Here is a 19,823-nt window from a genome sequence, read left to right on the forward strand (position 1 = left end):
ATTAATAAAAATTAATTACTTTATTAAAATTAATTATAGACAATCATGTAAAATACTGTTTTTATATTAATAAAAAAGTAAAGGTTTTTATATAAATTAACTATTAATGACTATAGTCAGAGAATTAAATTATGTCTAAGAATCTAATGCAAGAAGGTGTTCCAGTACTAGTAGGAGGGAAAACAATAGAGGAAGTAAAACTAATATTAGGTTCAAAAGATGTAAGTAATGAATACAAATTTAACCAACTTGAAAAAGTACTAAGTAATAAAACCGAAGATAAGCATGAAAAACTGAAATTAGCAATAAAATACCTAAATGACTTAAAGAGTCCTGAAGTTGAGGAATATATATCTGCTTCAAATAAGATCATGGAACAGTTGCATAAGGCTTTTCAGGGAGACGAATTATATAAACCATGGGTACGTTATTTTGATGTATCATGCAAAGTTGAAGAAGAATCTATAAAAAAGTCAGAACATAGTATATTTACAAGTGGTATAACTACGCTAGTGAAGAAATTGCTATTTGAGAATGGAAATGACCAAATAGACTGGCGAATAACTAAGAAAATGCTTGAAGTAAGAGATATCTTGTTTGAAGAAGATACGATAGATATTTTTCAACTAGAAGATTTATTTAAGCCAATTAAAGCCGAAATAGAAAAAGCAATTGAGTTTCTTTTATGGAAAGACCAAAACATTGCTGTTGATAGTATCAAGCTAACTACTGATGCACTAAAAACACTAAAAGATCATTTTAGTGATCAGAATAAATTTAATCAACTGCAGGAAGCAATTTTAACTAGCAGATTTGATAAAGTGGAGTTTAATTTACCTAGTACAGTGATTGTGGGTGAAGATGGTGGTATGTATTTGCTGTTAAATAACCTGAATAGTAATGAGAAAGTTATTAAAGAAGTTGCTAGCACTGATTACCTAAAAGATAAGTTACAAGGAGAGAAACAACAGATTACTATTGGTAAAGGCGGTTTTGGTACAGTAAGGTTTGCCTTAAGCTTATTTGACGCTAAATCCAAGCCTAGTGATTTAATTTGTATCAAAAAAACTAAAAGTATTAACTATCCAGAGCCATCTTATGAACAAATTATTGATACAACCCTTAGAGATTACTTTACCAATGATGTAGCAGATATAATATATGCACTAGGTGTTTTTGATATGGCGTTAGTTACTGATAGAGATGCAGGGGAAAATCATCGTAAAGGCTATTTGATGATGGAAGTATTACCACAAAATACAGCTACAAAAGTGTTTGCAAATCCAAACTATCAAAAGTGGGAATATCAAAAACCTTATCTATTAGATGTGTTTGATAAAACACAAAAGTTATTAGAGCAGAATGTTGCAATGACAGATCTAAAGCTAGACAATACCCTTTATAATACAGATACAAGGAAAGCGACAATCATAGATCTTGGTGGAATAGTTAAAATTGACAAAGAAGAAGAAAAAATAAAATTTAATATCCGTAAATATTCTTTTCAACACACAAAAGAGTTTAGTGCTCCAGAATTACAACAAGACAAAGGAATTATTGATATTGAGAAAGCCTTGTCATTTGCTTGTGGCAGAATTATAGAGGATATTACAAAAGTCACAGATATTGATCATGATCAAGTTAAAGTCTTAGTTAACAGCTTAATACAACAGACAGCAGAAAATAGGAGTTCAATTAAAGACGCTATCAAAGGAGTAAAAAAAATTGGTGATGGCAATTATAAAAAAAATATTATTTTTACCCACTATATCAGTAAAATCAAAGAGCGACTTGAAAATAACAAATCGTCAATAAGTATTAACGAAGATATATCCAGTACTAAAGAGTTACTTATACCGTTTAATGCTACTAAACTTAATCCTTATAGATATGCTAATTTAGACACTAAAGATTTATCAATAGAAATTGATAACTTTTGGAATGGTCAAAAAGAAGTGATGTTATTGCTTGGTACTGCTGGTTCAGGTAAAAGTATTACTCTACAATTAAAATTCATGGAAGCTGTTGGCAAATGGAATCCTAGTGATCCACTTCCAATATATTTTAATTTGGCTAGCAACTTTGATTTAGTTGAAATCATAGATTCTTTGAATAAGGGGCTTGGCACTAATCTTCGACTTGAGGACATTAAAAATGCACATCTTTATATTGACAGTTTTGATTAAGGGTTAGGTATCGTTACAAGTCGTGAAACCTTAATTAAAGAGTATATTAGAAAGTTAAAGAATCCCAAAATATTAATCTCTTGTAAAACAGATTATTTACTAAATGATGATGATCATAGTTGGTTTATGCCAGAGTCAAAGCAGCTTGAAGCTTATTATATCGCACCTATTAATTATAATAATAATCAAAACTTAGAAGAATATGTAAAAAAATATGTTACCGTTAAATGTAATGAAACTGATCACGATGAAAAATATTACTTAGATAGAATTGATCAATTAAAAATAAGGCAAATTATTGACACTGGTTTTATGTTTAAAATTGTGATGGAATCAGTACCTTCAATAAAAAAAGAACATGTTAGCAAACAAGATATTTACGATGAGTATGTTAAGATTGAGCAAAACGATAAAATAAAAACGCTATACGACAAACAAAAGGAAAAAATAGTTGAGTTATTAAATTTTAATAAGGGAAATCCAAATAATGCTACAGAACAGTTGTTAGAAGAGCGATTAAAAGTGTTAGGTAAATATATAGCCACGCAGCTACATTTACAAAATGTATTTAGGATTAAAGATGTTGATGAGTTGTTTAAGGCTTTTGGGTATGAAGGATCAACTTTATTCAAGCAACAAGCATTATATCATATATTAAAACTTCTGCCACTAAAAATTGAAACTAAAACTTTAGACTCTAAAATTAAAGTAGAGCAAAAAATAGAAATAGGGTTTATCCATGATATAATTAAAAATTATTACTTATTTGAAACAATTAAAGATGAAATTAAAGAATCCAAAAAAAGTGAAATACTTGCTAGTCACAGCATAGTTAAGAATGTTGAGCTAATTAAATTAATCGCGGAAGATTTGGCTTATAACAAGGATTTACAATATTTACAAGAATTTTTAAGAGAGTCAATTAATGAAACTAAACAAGATAAATCTGATGAAGCAGTGACTTTAGCAGCCAATAGCATAACATTACTTGTGGCAGCACAGTATTCATTTTCTGGAGAAGATTTAAATGGTATATCAATCATAGGAGCAAATATTAGAAATGGGATTTTTCAATATGTAGATTTTAGCAATGCAAATTTAACTGGAGTTAATTTAACTAACGCAAATCTAGTAGGTGCTAAGTTTATTGGTACTAATATGAACAGTATTGAGTTGTCAATACATCCTGATTTAGAGCATAATTCTCCTGTTAACTGTGTAAGCTATTCACCTGATGGCAACTATCTTGCCTCGGGTTCTGATGATGAAACAGTAAAAATATGGAATGCTGAGAATGGTAGCTTACTCCAAACTCTAGGAGGAGATGAAGGACATACCAGTTTTGTTTGGTGTATAAGCTATTCACCTGATGGCAAATATCTTGCCTCAGGTTCTAATGATAAAACAGTGAAAATATGGAATGCTGAGAATGATAGGTTACCCCAAACTCTAAAATGTCGTGAAGGATACACCAGTACTGTCGGGTGTATAAGTTATTCACCTGATGGTCAATACCTTGCCTCAGGTTCTTGGGATAAAACAGTAAGAATATTGAATGCTAAGGATGGTAGCTTATTCCAAACTCTAGGAGGACATGAAGGACATACCAATACTGTCTGGTGTATAAGCTATTCCCCTGATGGTAAATATCTTGCCTCATGTTCTTCTGATAACACAGTAAAAATATGGCATGCTAATAATGGTAGCTTACTCCAAACTCTAGGAGGAGATGAAGGACACACCAGTGTTATCCGGTGTATAAGCTATGCCCCTAATGGCAACTATCTTGCCTCAGGTTCTGATGATAAAACAGTAAAAATATGGAATATTAAGGAAGGGAAGAACCCCCAAACTTTAAAAGGACATACCAGTATTGTCGGGTGTATAAAATATTCCCCTAATGGGGAATACCTTGCCTCATGTTCTTTGGATAAAACAGTAAAAATATGGCATGCTGAGAATGGTAGGTTACTTAAAAATCTAAGAGGACATGAAGGAGACACCCATGTAGTCGGGTGTATAAGCTATTCACCTGATGGTAAATATCTTGCCTCATGTTCTTCTGATAACACAATAAAAATATGGCAGAATGGTAGCTTACTTCAAACTCTAGCGGGACATACCAGTACTGTCAGCTGTATAAGCTATTCACCTGATGGTAAATACCTTACCTCAGGTTCTTGGGATAGCACAGTAAAAATATGGCAGAATGGTAGCTTACTTCAAAATCTAGCAGGACACACCGGGGGTGTCGATTGTATAAGCTATTCACCTGATGGCAACTATCTTGCCTCGGGTTCTGATGATGAAACAGTAAAAATATGGGGTCAAAGAAGCAATCCACAACCAAAAGAAGATATGTGGTATCTATCGAAAGAGATATCAGCAACTGAAACTCCTTTAGTAGTAGAAGATTCAATTATTGAAGAAGCTAATATATCAACTAAAAATCAAAAAGTTTTTGAACAAAAAGGAGCTAAAGTACTTAATAATAGAATAAATAACACAGAGAATAAAGAAGTTAACTCTAACGAAGTTGTTATTCCCAAGAAAACTGTCAATAAAGAACCGAACGCTTTATTAAAAGAAAAATTAGAGCTTGCTGCTAAACAAAAAACATTAAAACTAGTGAAAGTTAAAAGTAAGTTTATAAAAGAACCTATTAAAGTAGATATTTCAACTCAAAATGATTATACATCAGTTAATGTACTAGTGGGCATTAAGTATGATAATCCATTACTTAATAATCCGATGTTACTTAAGAAACTTGCCAGTAACTTAAACATTAACTTGAATAAGGCTGTAGACGCGAGCGATTATCTCACTAATTTGTTTGGGAGTAAAAATTTTAACTACATATGTAATTCTGACCAAAACCTGTTACAGGAATTATTGGGGAATTATTGTGAATACTAAGGTAATTATGATCATAAACTTATTAAACAACAAGGAGTAAAATTATGAAAGATAGAGTTCTTAAGTTGCTTACACAAGCTGACTCTGAAAAACAACAAGGAAATATTGAAGTAGCAACAAATACTTTAGACGAAGCTAAAAATCTTCTTCAAGGTGTGGCTGGAATACAGAAATCTAATAGAAATGATACCTCAGGAGATACAAAAGAAATCATATATTTACATAAATACGGTAACATATTGTATGGAATCGAAGAATATGAGCAATCTTTAAAGTATTATAAAGAAATTGCTGAAAAACAACTTAAGCCTAAAGTGAATATATGTAAAGCTCTAGGAGATTGTTTACGTAAACTTACTAGGCATGATGAGGCACTTGAACAATATAATGAGGCTCTTAAAGCATATAAAACTGATAGGTCAGCAAGTTCAGAGGATAAAGCTGCTGTTCATAATAGCATCGGGCTAAATTACGTGGTTACAGAACAAAATGAGGATGCTCTTAAAGCTTTTGAAGAGGCAATTAACGCTAGAACTAAAAACCCCAATCCTCTATATTATTGTAATAAAGGAAGGATACTTTTAGGCATTACAGGTAGAAAAGAAGAAGGTTTAGATTGCTTTAACAAAGCAGTTGAATTAGTTAATAAAGGTAAAGTAGAAGGATTAACTAAGCAGAATATTACTTATATTAACAAGACTTTAGTTCATTACATAAAATTAGCAGATGAAATTGAAAAAACACAAGCAGAAGTTGAAGAAATACAAAGCAAAGGAGTTACTGAACAATTATTGCAAGAATTTAACAAGCTTAAAGAATCTTATAATGAGCTAATGGTACTTGTCAGAAATAGTATATTAAAGAATGAAGAAGCACACTATTTGGAAGAAGCACACTATTTAGAATTGACAGAAAAAATTAGTGAGGTAGAAACAAACTTACAAGTAGTAAAAATAGATTTACAATTAAAAAAGGAAGATATAGCAGATATTAAAGAACAATTAATTAGTTTTGTAAAAAAAGATGAGTTTGAGAAATTAAAATCAACTTCTGCTGAAATTACCAATTTATTTGATAATAAGCTTGAAATAATTGTAACAGAACTGGATGGACAAAAGAAGATGATAGTTCATATTGACGATATTTTAACCAAAGCTAATGTGGATACTGAGGTAGAAATTAAGAAAAAGTTTGAGTTATTAGAAAAAGAACATGGTCCAGAGGTGTGCGAATATGCTACTAAGTTTTACTGTACTTTAAGCGATTGTTTACTTGCATATAAATTGATAAACACTGGTTTAATAAAAGGGAAGGGAGATGATTATAGTTCAATAATCAAAAAGATATCTGATGGCTTAGGTTTAGCTGGTAAGTTTTTTCCACCACTTGGAATTACAGGAGGAGTAATAGGTGTTATAAATGGTTTCTATGAAAAATATACTGAAGTTAAGTTAGTTCGAACGGCAAAAAAAGTAGCTGATAGTATATCTAGTTTTATCCTTCCAAAAGATTTAGATATGGCACTAGCAAGTTCAGCAATTGACATTGCTAAAATCAAAGCTTCAGACGTAATATTATCTAAAGAAAAAAAGCTTGAAGGAATTGATAAAGCAAAAGAATGGTTAAGTAGTGTATTAGACAAACTAGAATTAAAAATTACTAAAATACCAAGCATATCAAAAAGCGAGATAAGTAAGATGGTTTTGGAAGATGTAGTGCTATTTATTTATAGTATCGTTAAATCTGATGACCAGCTTGTGGGAAATAATGAAGATGTTAATATATTAGGTCAGAGAATAGTGGCTCAGTTTAAAAATGACGTTGGAATTAAACAGTTATTAAAAGACCTATACGATGAGGCTCATACTAATGCTAAAACAACAAAACAGGTTCATTTTTTAAATGAAGTAGTTTACGACAACCATTTATTAAATAATTTAGAGTTAATGAAAGATGCAGCCAAATTATTGGGCTTTAATTTTAATAAGGCATTAAATTTAAGTAAAGAATTAAGTCGAGATTTAATAACAGAGGCTATAGAAAATAACGATCCTTCTATTGTATTAGGTGGTTTACTAAGTTTAGCAGATAATAGTAGTGAATGTATTTGAGTAGAATCCTTGCTGAGTGAGAGAGGGACTCTATTGAGTTTCTCTTTCAAAAGATGTAGGTGTATGATTTTACAAAAGTCAAGTGTACTAATCAAATACGAATACTTTTACAATTTTATAAATACATAAAAATTTTTATATATAACTATTATAGCTGGAGTACTAAATATGTCTAAGAGCCAAATGCAAGAAGATGTTCCAGTACTAGTAGGAGGGAAAACAATAGAGGAAGTAAAACTAATATTAGGTTCAAAAGATGTAAGTAATGAATACAAATTTGACCAACTTGAAAAAGTACTAAGTAATAAAACTGAAGATAAGAATGAAAGACTGAAATTAGCAATAAAATACCTAAATGACTTAAAGAGTCCTAAAGTTAAGGAATATATATCTGCTTCAAATAAGATCATGGAACAGTTGCATAAGGCTTTTCAGGGAGACGAATTATATAAACCATGGGTACGTTATTTTGATGTATCATGCAAAGTTGAAGAAGAATCTATAAAAAAGTCAGAACATAGTATATTTACAAGTGGTATAACTACGCTAGTGAAGAAATTGCTATTTGAGAATGGAAATGACCCAATAGACTGGCGAATAACAAAGAAAATGCTTGAAGTAAGAGATATCTTGTTTGAAGAAGATACAATAGATATCTTTCAACTAGAAGATTTATTTAAGCCAATTAAAGCCGAAATAGAAAAAGCAATTGAGTTTCTTTTATGGAAAGATACAAACATTGCTGCTGATAGTATCAAGCTAACTACTGGTACACTAAAAAAACTGAAAGAACATTTTAGTGATCAGAGTAAATTTAATCAACTGCGGGAAGCAATTTTAACTAGCAGATTTGATAAAGAGGAGTTTAATTTACCTAATACAGTGATTATGGGTGAAGATGGTGGTATGTATTTGCTGTTAAATAACCTGAACAGTAATGAGAAAGTTCTTAAAGAAGTTGCTAGCACTGATTACCTAAACAAGATAAGTAACTTAAAGATAAAACAAGGAAAACAATTAGAACAGATTACTATTGGTAAAGGTGGTTTTGGTACAGTAAGGTTTGCCTTAAGTTTATTTGATGCTAAATCCAAGCCTGGTGATTTAATTTGTATCAAAAAAACTAAAAGTATTAACTATCCAGAACCATCTTATGAACAAATTATTGATACAACCCTTAGAGATTACTTTACCAATGATGTAGCAGATATAATATATGCACCAGGTGTTTTTGATATAGCGTTAGTTACTGATAGAGATGCAGGGGAAAATCATCGTAAAGGCTATTTAATGATGGAAATATTACCACAAAATACAGCTACAAAAATGTTTGCAAATCCAAACTATCAAAAGTGGGAATATCAAAAACCTTATCTATTAGATGTGTTTGATAAAACACAAAAGTTATTAGAGCAGAATGTTGCAATGACAGACCTAAAGTCAGACAATACACTTTATAATACAGATACAAGGAAAGCGACAATCATAGATCTTGGTGGAATAGTTAAAATTGACAAAGAAGAAGAAAAAACAAAATTTAATATCCGTAAATATCCTTTTCAACACACAAAAGAGTTTAGTGCTCCAGAATTACAACAAAAAGAGGGAATTATTGATATTGAGAAAGCCTTGTCATTTGCTTGTGGCAGAATTATAGAGGATATTACAAAAGGTGGTACAGATATCAGTAATGTTGAAGTTAAAAACTTAATTAACAGTTTGACAAATCCAAACTCAGAGCAAAGGATTTCAATTACAGATGCCATAGCACAAATAAAAGCAGTTGGTGATGATAGTTATAAAGAAAATGTTATTTTTACCCACTATATCAATAAAATCAAAGAACGACTTAAAAATAATAAATCATCGATAAGTATTAATGAAGATATAGAAAACTTAATAAGTGATATAGAGGTAAGAAAGTTAGTCAGTAATAACAATATAGAAAATACTGAAAATTTATACATAGAACTTTATAGCACCGGGCTTGATCCTTATAGGTATGCTAAGTTAAAAACCGATATTTTATTCAGTAAAATAGATAATTTTTGGAACAGCCAAAAAGAGGTAATGTTACTACTTGGAGTAGCTGGTGCTGGTAAAAGTATCACTCTACAATTAAAGTTTATTGAAGCAGTAAAAAACTGGCAGCCCGGTAACTCTCTTCCAATATATTTTAATTTGGATAGTAATATTGATTTAGTTAAAATCATAGATTCTCTTAATAATGCACTAGGTACTAATCTTAAACTTAATGATCTTAAAAATGTCCATTTGTATATTGATAGTTTTGATGAAGGGTTAGGAATTGCTACTAGTCGTGAAGTATTAATTAGGGATTATATTAAAAAGTTAGAAAATCCTAAAATATTAATCTCTTGTAGAACAGATTATTTACCAAGTAATAATGATTATAATTGGTTCATGCCTGAGTCAAAGCAACTTGAAGTTTGTTATATTGCTCCTATTAATTATAGTGATGAACAAAAATTAGAAAACTATGTAAGCCAATATGTTAAATATGTTGGTAAGTGTAGCAATGACCCAGTTCACGATGAAAAATATTACTTAGATAGAATAGCTAAATTAAAAATAGAACCAATTATTGATACTGGTTTTATGTTTACAATTGTAATGCAAACAATACCTTCAATACGTACACCTTCAATGGAAGAAAAACCTATTAGCAAACAAGATATTTATGATGAATATGTTAAAATTAAGCAAAGCAATAGAGTAGCCGAGCTACACAAAAAACAACAAGACGAAATGGTCAAATTATTGCCAGACTTTAATATAGACCTTAAGAAAAACCCTCAAGAACCAAAGCTAAATCAATTGTTGAAAGAGCTAGGTAAATATATAGCTATACAACTACATTTACAAAATGAATTTAGAATTAAAGATGACAGTGAGTTATTTAAGGCTTTTGGATATGAAGAATCAACTTTATTCACGCAACAGGCATTATATCATATATTAAAGCTTCTACCGCTAAAAATTGACACTAAAACTTCAGTATCTAAAGTTAAAATAAAGCAAAAAGTAGAAATAGGCTTTGCCCATGTCATATTTAAAAATTATTACTTATTTGAAGCAATTAAAGATGAAGTTGAAAAATCTGAAAAAAGTGAAATATTAGCTAGCCATAGCATAGTTAAGGATGTTGAATTAATTAAGTTAATTGCAGAAGATTTAGTTTATAATAAGAATTTACAAGTATTCTTAAGACAAGCTATTAATGCAACTAAACAAGATAAATCTGATGAAGAAGCAACAACTTTTGCATCTAATAGCATAACATTACTGGTAGCAGCACAATATTCATTTTCTGGAGAAGATTTAAGTAATATAGCAATCAAAGGGGCAAATATCAGAAATGGGATTTTTCAATATGTAGATTTTAGCAATGCAGATTTAACTGGCGTTAATTTAACTAATGCAAATCTAGTAGGTGCTAAGTTTATCAATAGCAATATGAGCAATACTCAATTGTCAAGATGTTCTGATTTAGTGCATACTGCCATGGTTAGTTGCATAAGCTATTCCCCTGATGGTAAATATCTTGCTTCAGGTTCTTGGGATGACACAGTAAGAATATGGAATGCTGAGAATGGTAGCTTACTCCACAAGCTAGAGGGACACACCAATACTATCCGGTGTGTAAGTTATTCGCCTGATAGCAAATATCTTGCTTCAGGTTCTTGGGATCACACAGTAAAAATATGGAATGCTGAGAATGGTAGCCTACTCCACAAGCTAGAGGGACACACTGGGGTAATCAAGTGTCTAAGCTACTCCCTTGATGGCAAATATCTTGCCTCAGGTTCTTGGGATGACACAGTAATAATATGGAATGCTGAGAATGGTAGCTTACTACACAAGATAGAGGAACACACTGGGCAAATCTGGTGTCTAAGTTATTCTCCTGATGGCAAATATCTTGCTTCAGGTTCTTGGGATCACGCAGTAAAAATATGGAATGCTGAGAATGGTAGTTTATTCTACAAGCTAGAGGGACACACTAAGGTAATCTGCTGTCTAAGTTATTCTCCTGATGGCAAATATCTTGCAACAGGTTCTCGGGATCGCACAGTAAAAATATGGAATGCTAAGGATGGTAGTTTACTGCATGATCTAATAGGACATAACGATAGTGTTATGTGTCTAAGCTATTTGCCTGATGGTAAATATCTTGCCTCAGGTTCTTGGAATTATACAGCAGACTCTGAGGATAATACAGTAAAAATATGGAATACCGAGAATGGTAGCTTATACTGATTATCTTTCAAAATAGAATTAATAATTTAATTCCAACTAATGATAGCCCTAATACTAAATTATACCATGATACCATGTTAATTCTATTTTGAAAGATAATCAGTATTACTACAAACTTTATGGAATACCGAGAATAGTAGGTTTTTACAAAATTCACTAAGACACATTATGGGTATCAACTGTCTAAGCTATTCCCATGATGGGCAATACCTTGCTTCATGTTCCTCTGATAAAACAGTAAGAATATGGGAGAAAAGAATCAATCCACAGTCACATGAAGATATATGGTATCTAGTAAAAGAAATATCAGCAGCTGAATCTCCTTTATCAGTAGAAGATGCAACTATTGAAAAGGCTGTTATATCTGCCAAAAATCAAAAAGTTTTTGAGCAAAAAGGAGCTAAAGTACTTAATAATAGAATAGATAACAAAGAGAATAAAGAGGTTAACTCTAACGAAGTTGTTATTCCCAAAAAAACTGTCAATAAAGAATCGAACGCTTTATTAAAAGAAAAATTAGAGCTTGCTGCTAAACAAAAAACATTAAAACTAGTGAAAGTTAAAAGTAAGTTTATAAAAGAACCTATTAAAGTAGATATTTCAACTCAAAATGATTATACATCAGTTAATGTACTAGTGGGCATTAAGTATGATAATCCATTACTTAATAATCCGATGTTACTTAAGAAACTTGCCAGTAACTTAAACATTAACTTGAATAAGGCTGTAGACGCGAGCGATTATCTCACTAATTTGTTTGGGAGTAAAAATTTTAACTACATATGTAATTCTGACCAAAACCTGTTACAGGAATTATTGGGGAATTATTGTGAATACTAAGGTAATTATGATCATAAACTTATTAAACAACAAGGAGTAAAATTATGATGGTGCTAGGCAAAGCGGGTAAATTACAGTTGGTGGGAATCCAATCTACGTAAAGTTTAGCCAACAGCGTAGAACCAAATTTCACACATAGGGAGGTAACGAACTATGTGAAGCTGAGAGGAGGGATGTAGTGGGTTGTAACGCAAGTGAAGGATATAAGCCCCGAAATGTGTAAATTGTAAGCAGAGTTTGACCCACTATTGTAATCACATCTGACCCACCTCTTGCAATAGTAAAACCCTGATGAGATATGGATTGTGGAGATTAAATTATGAACTTAGGTGAGTCAATAGTTCATTACAATAGTGGGTCAAACTCTGCTTACAATTTACAAAAAACTCTAAACGCCTTCTGCAGGGTAGGGAACATCCCCAGCTAAGGGTAAGTATGTATGGTTTCGTTATTATAAGAAGAGACATATATAATTAATTTCGACTAGGGTGTATCGTCACGAGATTTTAGCCCACATAAGTAATCCCCTTAAACAAAGACCCGCCATGTATGATTTTGTGTTTTTAGCATATCTTGTTGCTATACCACGCCATTCTTTAAATGTTTGAAATGTATTTTCAATAATGTGCCTTAGCTTATATATATCCTTATCTATCTCTCTTTGAATTTTCCTGTTTCTTTTTGATGGTATCACAGGAATTATGTTTGCTTTCTCGATAGATTCTACTATGAGATTTGTATCGTAAGCTTTATCCGCTATAATGTGCTGTGCCTCTATATTTTGGGTTAATTCACAAGCTTGAGTACAATCGTTTCTGGAACCTTCTGTAATAATAATTCTGACCGGCATACCATGCGCATCCACGGCCATATGTATCTTTGTATTGAACCCCCTTTTGTACGACTAATCGTTTGATTTCCGCCTTTCGCCCCAAGTCCTGCTTTATGAACTTTTACAAATGTAGAATCTATCATTAACCATTCGAAATCAGGATCATTTATAAAAATATTTAGTACATGCTCCCATACTCCATTATCTCGCCACCTACAAAATCTTCTGTGTACATTCTTCCAATTCCCATAATCAGGTGGCAAATCTTTCCATGGAGCTCCTGTCCTAAATATCCACATTACTGCATTTACAAAGGTTCTATTATCTCTTGCAACCCCTCCCCAACAACCTTCCCTGCCAGGCAAATGGCTTTGTATCTTATTCCAAAGTTCATCGTTTATATCATGTCTTCTATGTGCTAGCCTCATAACTCTTACCCCTATTTCTATTACTATAATTAGTATAACCAACTTCACAAATTATTCAATTACAATTTCGTGACGACATACCCTAGAATACAAAAGTTAAGGTTTGACTTCAATATTGATAAAAAATAGTATGATTAGCAAAAATTTTACTAATATCTATTAGTGGATAATAAAACAGGTGTATAATGGTATTATAGTCAGTAGAAAACAGTAAAAACAATGACAGAAAAAAAGGGCAAAAATAATATTAATTATCAACCAAAGATGTTAGTGGGTAGTGATGACTTCTATGATCTGCTAATTAATAGTGATATATTCGTTGATAAGAGTTTAATGATCAAGGAGTTATTAGAAGATAGCGGTAAAGTTACCCTAATTACTCGACCAAGACGTTGGGGTAAGAGCTTAAATATGGATATGATTAGGAGATTCTTTGAAATAGAAATAGATGAGCATGGCAACCCCTTATCATTAGAGCATCAGAACAATATCAAATTATTTACAGGTGGAGAAATAGATTTAGGACTTGCAACTGGTAGAAAAAAATTACTTCAAAAGCTCAAAGTAGCTGAGTATCCACATATTATTTTGGAATATCAAGGCCAATTCCCCGTAATATTCATCACATTTAAAAGCGTGGAAGGTTCAGGCTATCACGATATTGAACAAGGTGTAAAAAGCCAGTTACGGAAATTATTTCAATCACATAGATATTTAGCTAATAGTGATAAGCTTGCATCAGATGAACGAGCAGATTTCAACCACTATTTATTTGAGGAAGTAACTCTAGATAATATCAAAAATAGTTTGGCTATTTTAAGCCACTTGCTGTACAAACATCATAATAGGAAACCTTGGGTATTGATTGATGAATATGATACGCCCATTAATAGTGCTTACAGATGGTTTGGTACTAATGAGGTAGAATTTCAAAAAGTGTTAGAAATTTTTCGTGGAATCATGAAATCTACCTTTAAAAGGGAAACTGGCGATCAAGAATTGCCAGTTGAACGGGGAGTTATTACAGGAATTTTGCGGATTGCTAAAGCTGAGTTATTTTCTGGTTTAAATAATGTTCGAGAATATACTTTACTAGATAAGAAATTTGCTAAGTCTTATGGGTTTACCCCAACAGAAGTTGATGAGTTATTAATTAAAGTGCCAACCAAAACTGATCTAGAAAAAATTAAAGATTGGTATAATGGCTACAGATTTGGTGGAGAAATAATCTATAACCCATGGTCAATTATGCAATATTTAGCAAGTGAAGGTGAGATTGATTATTATTGGCTTGATAGTGGTGGGACAGGTTTGATAGATAAAGTATTATTATCAGATGAAATGCAGGAAGATTTACAGAGCTTAGCTGCTGGCAAGAGTATCACTTCACCTATTACCAAACAAATTAGTTTTGCTGACATCAATAAGCCAATAGGACTATTTAGTTTGTTATTATTTAGTGGATATTTAAACCCTACAGTTCAAAATTCAGAAGAAAATATATATGAATTGTCAGCACCGAATAGAGAAGTACGGTACATATATAAAGTAAGAATGCTCCAATGGGTTACCGATCAGTTAAAAATTGATAGTTCTAGATATTATTCGTTTATTAGTTTGTTACCAGCAGGTAAAGTAGAAGAATTTAAAGAAAGGTTACAAGAATTGTTGCAAAATTCTACCAGTTTTCATCAGACAGGAGAGAAAAAGGCAGAGTTATTTTATAGTGGCTTTATGCTAGGGTTTGTTAATATGCTAGCACCGAGCTATATAATATCAAGTGAGCAAGAATCAGGTGATGGACGCCCTGATGTAATCATGATCCCCAAAGCTGGCAAAGGAGATAGGGCAATTATTATTGAGTATAAGATAGCTAAAAATACAGAAGATTTAGCCTTGGTAGCCCAAATGGGCTTAAAGCAGATTATAGATAAACAATATGACACTAGGATAAAAGAACACTCTCACGTTAAAAAGATCATTAAACTTTCTATGGCTTTTTGTAGAAAAAATATGGAGTTACAATATCAGGTTACAGAGCTTTAGTAATAGACTGTAAGCGTTTGAATAATCAGTAATTTTATGTCTATCGTGGTTCTGAAATTGTCCACTACGCCCCGCCAATCCCTATCAGGGTTTCAGGATTTCTTTACTCTTTTTAAAAATTTCATATGTGTACCATATGTACTAATCTTAAAAATTGACCTACAAAAAAATCTATTTTGGGGGACTTTTGGTGGGAAACCAAAATAAAAATGCTTTTAAAAAATTATAAAAGCCTTGGAGTCCTAATACATATGGTGGCGCACCCGGAGGGAGTCGAACCCCCAGCCTTATGATCCGTAGTCATATACTCTATCCAATTGAGCTACGGGTGCTATATATACTCTTCTGTTTTAAAGAATTGTTTTTTGAGATATTATTGGATTCACGTACCAAAGTACACTGAGTGCGTTCCTAATTCATTTTCAATTCGTAAGACCATTCGAGTATACTTGAATCCTAGATAGCATAGTGTGCTTATTTTTATAAAACATCTTAAAATTGAAAATTTTTAGAAAGAGTATACTATATCCCTAAACTCCTATTATGTCAAGATCATAAGTTTCCAAACCTAGAACAGGGCAGTTTAAAAATCGCAACTGTGAGTAGAAGGGGGTGCAAATGTTTAGAACAGGAATAAAAGAACTAAAAGATACTGCAAGCTAGGAAATAAGGTATCTAGAAAGGGATAAAGATAGTAAGAAAAAGTGGCTTTGTTGCATAAATAGGATTTGAGATAAATTACCCCTAACCCCAAAATAGAAGGTTAGCAAACGGCAACAGAAATTGGTTTGCCAATCTCAAACATTTTGTTTAGAAGGTAGCATTTAAATTGTAAAAGTAAAGACTTGATCTGACAGTTTGGAGTTGTTGGGTACGAAAATATGGAATAAAATCGTACCCAGCAAATTTTAACAACCTCTTATTAAGGAGACTGTCAGATGACAACATATCAAGAAAAAATCATAAAACCAAGAATTGGTTTATTACAATTAGCAGAACAACTAGGAAACGTATAGCAAGCTTGTAAAGTAATGGGCTATAGCAGAGATACATTTTACCGCTATAAGGAACTGCATGAGCAAGGTGGAGCAGAATCTTTGTTTGAGATGACTAGAAAGAAGCCATGTTTGAAGAATCGTGTTCCATCTAATATCGAGGATGCAGTAGTTAATATAGCTGTTGAATTTCCTGCTTATGGTCAGGAACGTACTGCTAATGAATTACGTAGGAGAGGTATCGTTATCTCTGGAGGTGGAGTAAGGTCTGTTTGGCTACGTCATGATCTAGAGAATTTCAAAAAACGTCTAAAAGCATTGGATGCTAAAGTTGCAAATGATGGTATTATTTTGAGTGATGCACAACTTGCTGCACTTGAGAAAATCAAGAATAAACGTGAAGCAACTGGTGAGATTGAAACCATGCATCCTAGTTACCTTGGCTCTCAAGATACCTATTATGTTGGAAACATTAAAGGCATAGGACGTATCTACCAACAAACCTTTGTAGACACTTATTCTAGGGTAGCTATTTGTAAGCTTTATACCGAGAAAACAGCTATTACTACAGCAGACCATTTGAATGATAGGGTTATTCCATTTTTTGAAAAGTATAATATCCCTTTGCTTCGAATACTTACAGATAGAGGCACGGAATATTGTGGTAAACCTGAGAATCATGCTTATCAACTATATCTTGGTATTGAGAATATAGATCATTCTAGAACTAAAGCATATAGCCCTCAAACTAATGGTATATGTGAGCGTTTTCACAAAACTATGCAGGAAGAGTGCTATCACATTCTATTTCGTAAAAAGCTCTATAATACATTAGATGAGTTACAAGCTGATATAGATACTTGGCTTACAAATTATAATAACGAAAGGTCTCATTCAGGTAAACATTGTTTTGGTAAAACACCAATGCAAACTTTTAGAGATTCACTTTATATTGCTAAAGATAAAAATATTAGTAATATAGAGAGAATATCAGACAACTTGGCTATTACTTATCAAGCTGCCTGATTATTACTTATTGTCAGATTAAGTCGTAACTAGTACATAAAAAGTCTATCTTAATCCACTTACGAGGTAAACAATAGGATTAACTAGAGACACTTTTTGCCAAAAATCTGGTAACATGTAAGTAAAAACCTTCTCTTTTGTCCAGTAGTGTGACTAGTTGTACGCCTAGCATGCTCACCATTCATTTTCAAATCCAATTCTTCAAATCTATTTGAGTATATTCTTTATACTTTGCAAAATTAACTCTCTTAAGTAAGTTAAGCCAAGCAATCCAGTCACGTTTGCCTAAATCTTCTTCAAATGACAATAGATCTTGCACAGATTTTTTACAAATTTCTTGAGATGGCAAGATTAACTCCTGATTTGTTGAACATGCTAAACATTGGGTCTTACATGCTTGCTCTAGATGATAAGTATAGAACATAGCTTCATGGATTGTTTTACCACAAGCTAATATTCCATGATTACGTAGAAACATAACATAATTTTGTCCAAGATCATCAAGCATTGTATTACTTTGATTAGATTTAAGTAGAAGAGAGTTATAGTCATGATAAGATAGTTTTCCATAAAAATGCAACGCCCATTGACTTATGGGCATCAATCCAACTCGCATGGATGATACAGCAACAGTTGCTGGAGTATGTAGATGAAAGATAGATAAAATGTCTGATCTTTTTTTGTATATATTACCGTGAGTGACGTAGCCGGTTTCATTGTAACTATCTTCGCTACCCTCTAGAACTGTTCCATCAAAACCAACTCGCAGTAAATTATCGCTAGTTACTTCTTCAAACCTTAAACCAAAAGGATAAATATAGTAAAAATCCGCCCCTTCAGGTCTTGCAGATAGATGTGTATAAGTATGGTCATCTAGGGTCAAAATCGCAAGAATTTGATATGCAGAAGCTAAGTTAAATTTGATCTCTTCTAAAGTCATTGTTATATTAGTTTAAGCTTATACATTATTATTTTGAAATACTTTTAATTTGAATTCAGGAATCACTGCAAACAAATGATCAAAAATACCGCTTTGAATATCTTCATATATATCCCCTCTTGTTTCATTAGTAAAGACATATAATTCTATTGGTAAACCATTAGGGGTTGGAGCTAACTGACGTACCAAAAATGTAAAATTTTCTTTATATATCGCAGGGTGATTTTTAAGATATTCTTTTATATATAATCTAAATATTTTTATATTTGTTATATCGCTACCTATATGTTCCAAATTCACTTTATTTATTGCTTCCGGTGCAAGATATGGTGATTTTTGTAACTCCTGTATAAATATAGTTGGAACAAATACGATACTATTTGTATCAATACATATTGCTCTCTGAATTTTTTTTGCCACTGATTCCGTTATACCACGAGAATTCACTACATTAGTTGTTAAAAGACTAGATGTAGGTATTGTTGAAATAGTTTGATCGGCATTTTTAATCTTAACTACTGTAATAGTAATTTTTTCTACAGTACCTTCAACATTATACTGGTTAACAGTAACAAAATCACCAATTCGTATTATATCCTGAGAAATAAGTTGTAAGCTTGCTAACAAACCTGTAACAGTATCTTTAAATAGGAAGGTTAACAACGCTGCCGCTGCTCCTAAACTAGTAAAAAATGCACCAAGGGAAATATTCAAAATACTGGAAATAATTATAATGGTAGCAACAGAAACAATAAGTATTTTTGATATTTGTGTGTATAAACTTAAATAGGCTTGTACAGAAGTTGCCATTTTGTTTCGATAAATATCGGCAAAAGCCTCTATAAGAGATAGGATTAGCAATGTAACGAAGCTACCTGTATAGAGTGTTATTACAATATTCTTAATACTAATTATCCAATGTGGAATAGGAAATGCCTGTAAGATATTGCCACAAAATATAAGGTATAAACTTAGCAATGTATGTAATAAGTAGGTGTATATAGAGTATTTTTTAAATGTTTTTTCATAATCATGATGGCGTTTATTAATATAGTTTTTTATCATTGAAAATATTACTGTCTTAATAACAATAACCAATGGAATGATTGAAACTATCATAATTATTAACATTAAAGTTTCTTTATCGTATTTGTGATAAAGATGCAATAAATACTGTGTCATAAATCAACCTTTTTGATATTTGTTCATTGTATGATATTAA

At 31.9% G+C, this 19,823-nt stretch carries 9 protein-coding genes, 1 tRNA gene and 1 pseudogene; 7 read left to right on the plus strand and 4 right to left on the minus strand.

Annotation, left to right across the window (positions count from 1 at the left end):
- The first annotated feature begins 131 nt into the window (after positions 1–131).
- From ACFEL1_RS05320 to ACFEL1_RS05340, 5 genes are all read left to right on the plus strand, one after another.
- Positions 132–2,186 (plus strand): hypothetical protein, encoded by a 2,055-nt coding sequence (locus ACFEL1_RS05320; RefSeq protein WP_375330735.1) that lies wholly within the window; start codon positions 132–134, stop codon positions 2,184–2,186.
- A 126-nt stretch (positions 2,187–2,312) separates the two neighbouring features.
- The gene (locus ACFEL1_RS05325) at positions 2,313–5,102 is read left to right on the plus strand and encodes a pentapeptide repeat-containing protein (protein ID WP_375330736.1); all 2,790 of its coding nucleotides are present in this window, start codon (positions 2,313–2,315) and stop codon (positions 5,100–5,102) included.
- 44 nt (positions 5,103–5,146) lie between these two features.
- The gene (locus ACFEL1_RS05330; protein WP_375330737.1) at positions 5,147–7,213 is read left to right on the plus strand and encodes a tetratricopeptide repeat protein; all 2,067 of its coding nucleotides are present in this window, start codon (positions 5,147–5,149) and stop codon (positions 7,211–7,213) included.
- 168 nt (positions 7,214–7,381) lie between these two features.
- On the plus strand, positions 7,382–11,494 hold the full coding sequence (locus tag ACFEL1_RS05335) for an NACHT and WD40 repeat domain-containing protein (protein WP_375330738.1): 4,113 nt from the start codon (positions 7,382–7,384) through the stop codon (positions 11,492–11,494).
- Positions 11,495–11,662: 168 nt separating this feature from the next.
- On the plus strand, positions 11,663–12,334 hold the full coding sequence (locus tag ACFEL1_RS05340; protein ID WP_375330739.1) for a WD40 repeat domain-containing protein: 672 nt from the start codon (positions 11,663–11,665) through the stop codon (positions 12,332–12,334).
- A 496-nt stretch (positions 12,335–12,830) separates the two neighbouring features.
- Here ACFEL1_RS05340 and ACFEL1_RS05345 read toward each other — a convergent pair.
- Positions 12,831–13,594, minus strand: a protein-coding gene (locus ACFEL1_RS05345) for an IS5 family transposase (RefSeq protein WP_375331556.1) whose coding sequence is annotated in 2 segments (ribosomal slippage) — positions 12,831–13,237 and positions 13,237–13,594 — 765 coding nt in all. Because the reading frame shifts where the segments join, the coding sequence is not laid out codon by codon here.
- A 219-nt stretch (positions 13,595–13,813) separates the two neighbouring features.
- Between ACFEL1_RS05345 and ACFEL1_RS05350 the strand changes: the two genes are divergently transcribed.
- Complete coding sequence (locus tag ACFEL1_RS05350) at positions 13,814–15,640, plus strand: AAA family ATPase (protein WP_375330740.1); 1,827 nt, start codon at positions 13,814–13,816, stop codon at positions 15,638–15,640.
- Positions 15,641–15,895: 255 nt separating this feature from the next.
- On the opposite strand, the gene ACFEL1_RS05355 is transcribed toward ACFEL1_RS05350, so the two are convergent.
- A tRNA-Arg gene (locus ACFEL1_RS05355) sits at positions 15,896–15,972 on the minus strand.
- A gap of 606 nt (positions 15,973–16,578) precedes the next feature.
- On the opposite strand from ACFEL1_RS05355, the pseudogene ACFEL1_RS05360 reads away from it, so the two are divergent.
- Positions 16,579–17,661: pseudogene (locus ACFEL1_RS05360) on the plus strand (IS481 family transposase).
- Positions 17,662–17,848: 187 nt separating this feature from the next.
- Here the strand turns inward: ACFEL1_RS05360 and ACFEL1_RS05365 are convergent.
- On the minus strand, positions 17,849–18,601 hold the full coding sequence (locus ACFEL1_RS05365; protein ID WP_341761789.1) for a class II aldolase/adducin family protein: 753 nt from the start codon (positions 18,599–18,601) through the stop codon (positions 17,849–17,851).
- An 18-nt stretch (positions 18,602–18,619) separates the two neighbouring features.
- The gene (locus tag ACFEL1_RS05370; RefSeq protein WP_375330741.1) at positions 18,620–19,783 is read right to left on the minus strand and encodes a mechanosensitive ion channel family protein; all 1,164 of its coding nucleotides are present in this window, start codon (positions 19,781–19,783) and stop codon (positions 18,620–18,622) included.
- Between the last annotated feature and the right edge of the window lie 40 nt (positions 19,784–19,823).

The organism is Candidatus Tisiphia endosymbiont of Oplodontha viridula, from assembly GCF_964264865.1.
GTDB lineage: Bacteria > Pseudomonadota > Alphaproteobacteria > Rickettsiales > Rickettsiaceae > Tisiphia.

Coding starts and splice junctions, on each gene's coding strand:
- ACFEL1_RS05350 (WP_375330740.1), top strand. CDS start 13,814: ATGACAGAAAAAAAGGGCAAAAATAATATTAATTATCAACCAAAGATG.
- ACFEL1_RS05330 (WP_375330737.1), top strand. CDS start 5,147: ATGAAAGATAGAGTTCTTAAGTTGCTTACACAAGCTGACTCTGAAAAA.
- ACFEL1_RS05370 (WP_375330741.1), bottom strand. CDS start 19,783: ATGACACAGTATTTATTGCATCTTTATCACAAATACGATAAAGAAACT.
- ACFEL1_RS05325 (WP_375330736.1), top strand. CDS start 2,313: ATGCCAGAGTCAAAGCAGCTTGAAGCTTATTATATCGCACCTATTAAT.
- ACFEL1_RS05320 (WP_375330735.1), top strand. CDS start 132: ATGTCTAAGAATCTAATGCAAGAAGGTGTTCCAGTACTAGTAGGAGGG.
- ACFEL1_RS05335 (WP_375330738.1), top strand. CDS start 7,382: ATGTCTAAGAGCCAAATGCAAGAAGATGTTCCAGTACTAGTAGGAGGG.
- ACFEL1_RS05340 (WP_375330739.1), top strand. CDS start 11,663: ATGGGTATCAACTGTCTAAGCTATTCCCATGATGGGCAATACCTTGCT.
- ACFEL1_RS05365 (WP_341761789.1), bottom strand. CDS start 18,601: ATGACTTTAGAAGAGATCAAATTTAACTTAGCTTCTGCATATCAAATT.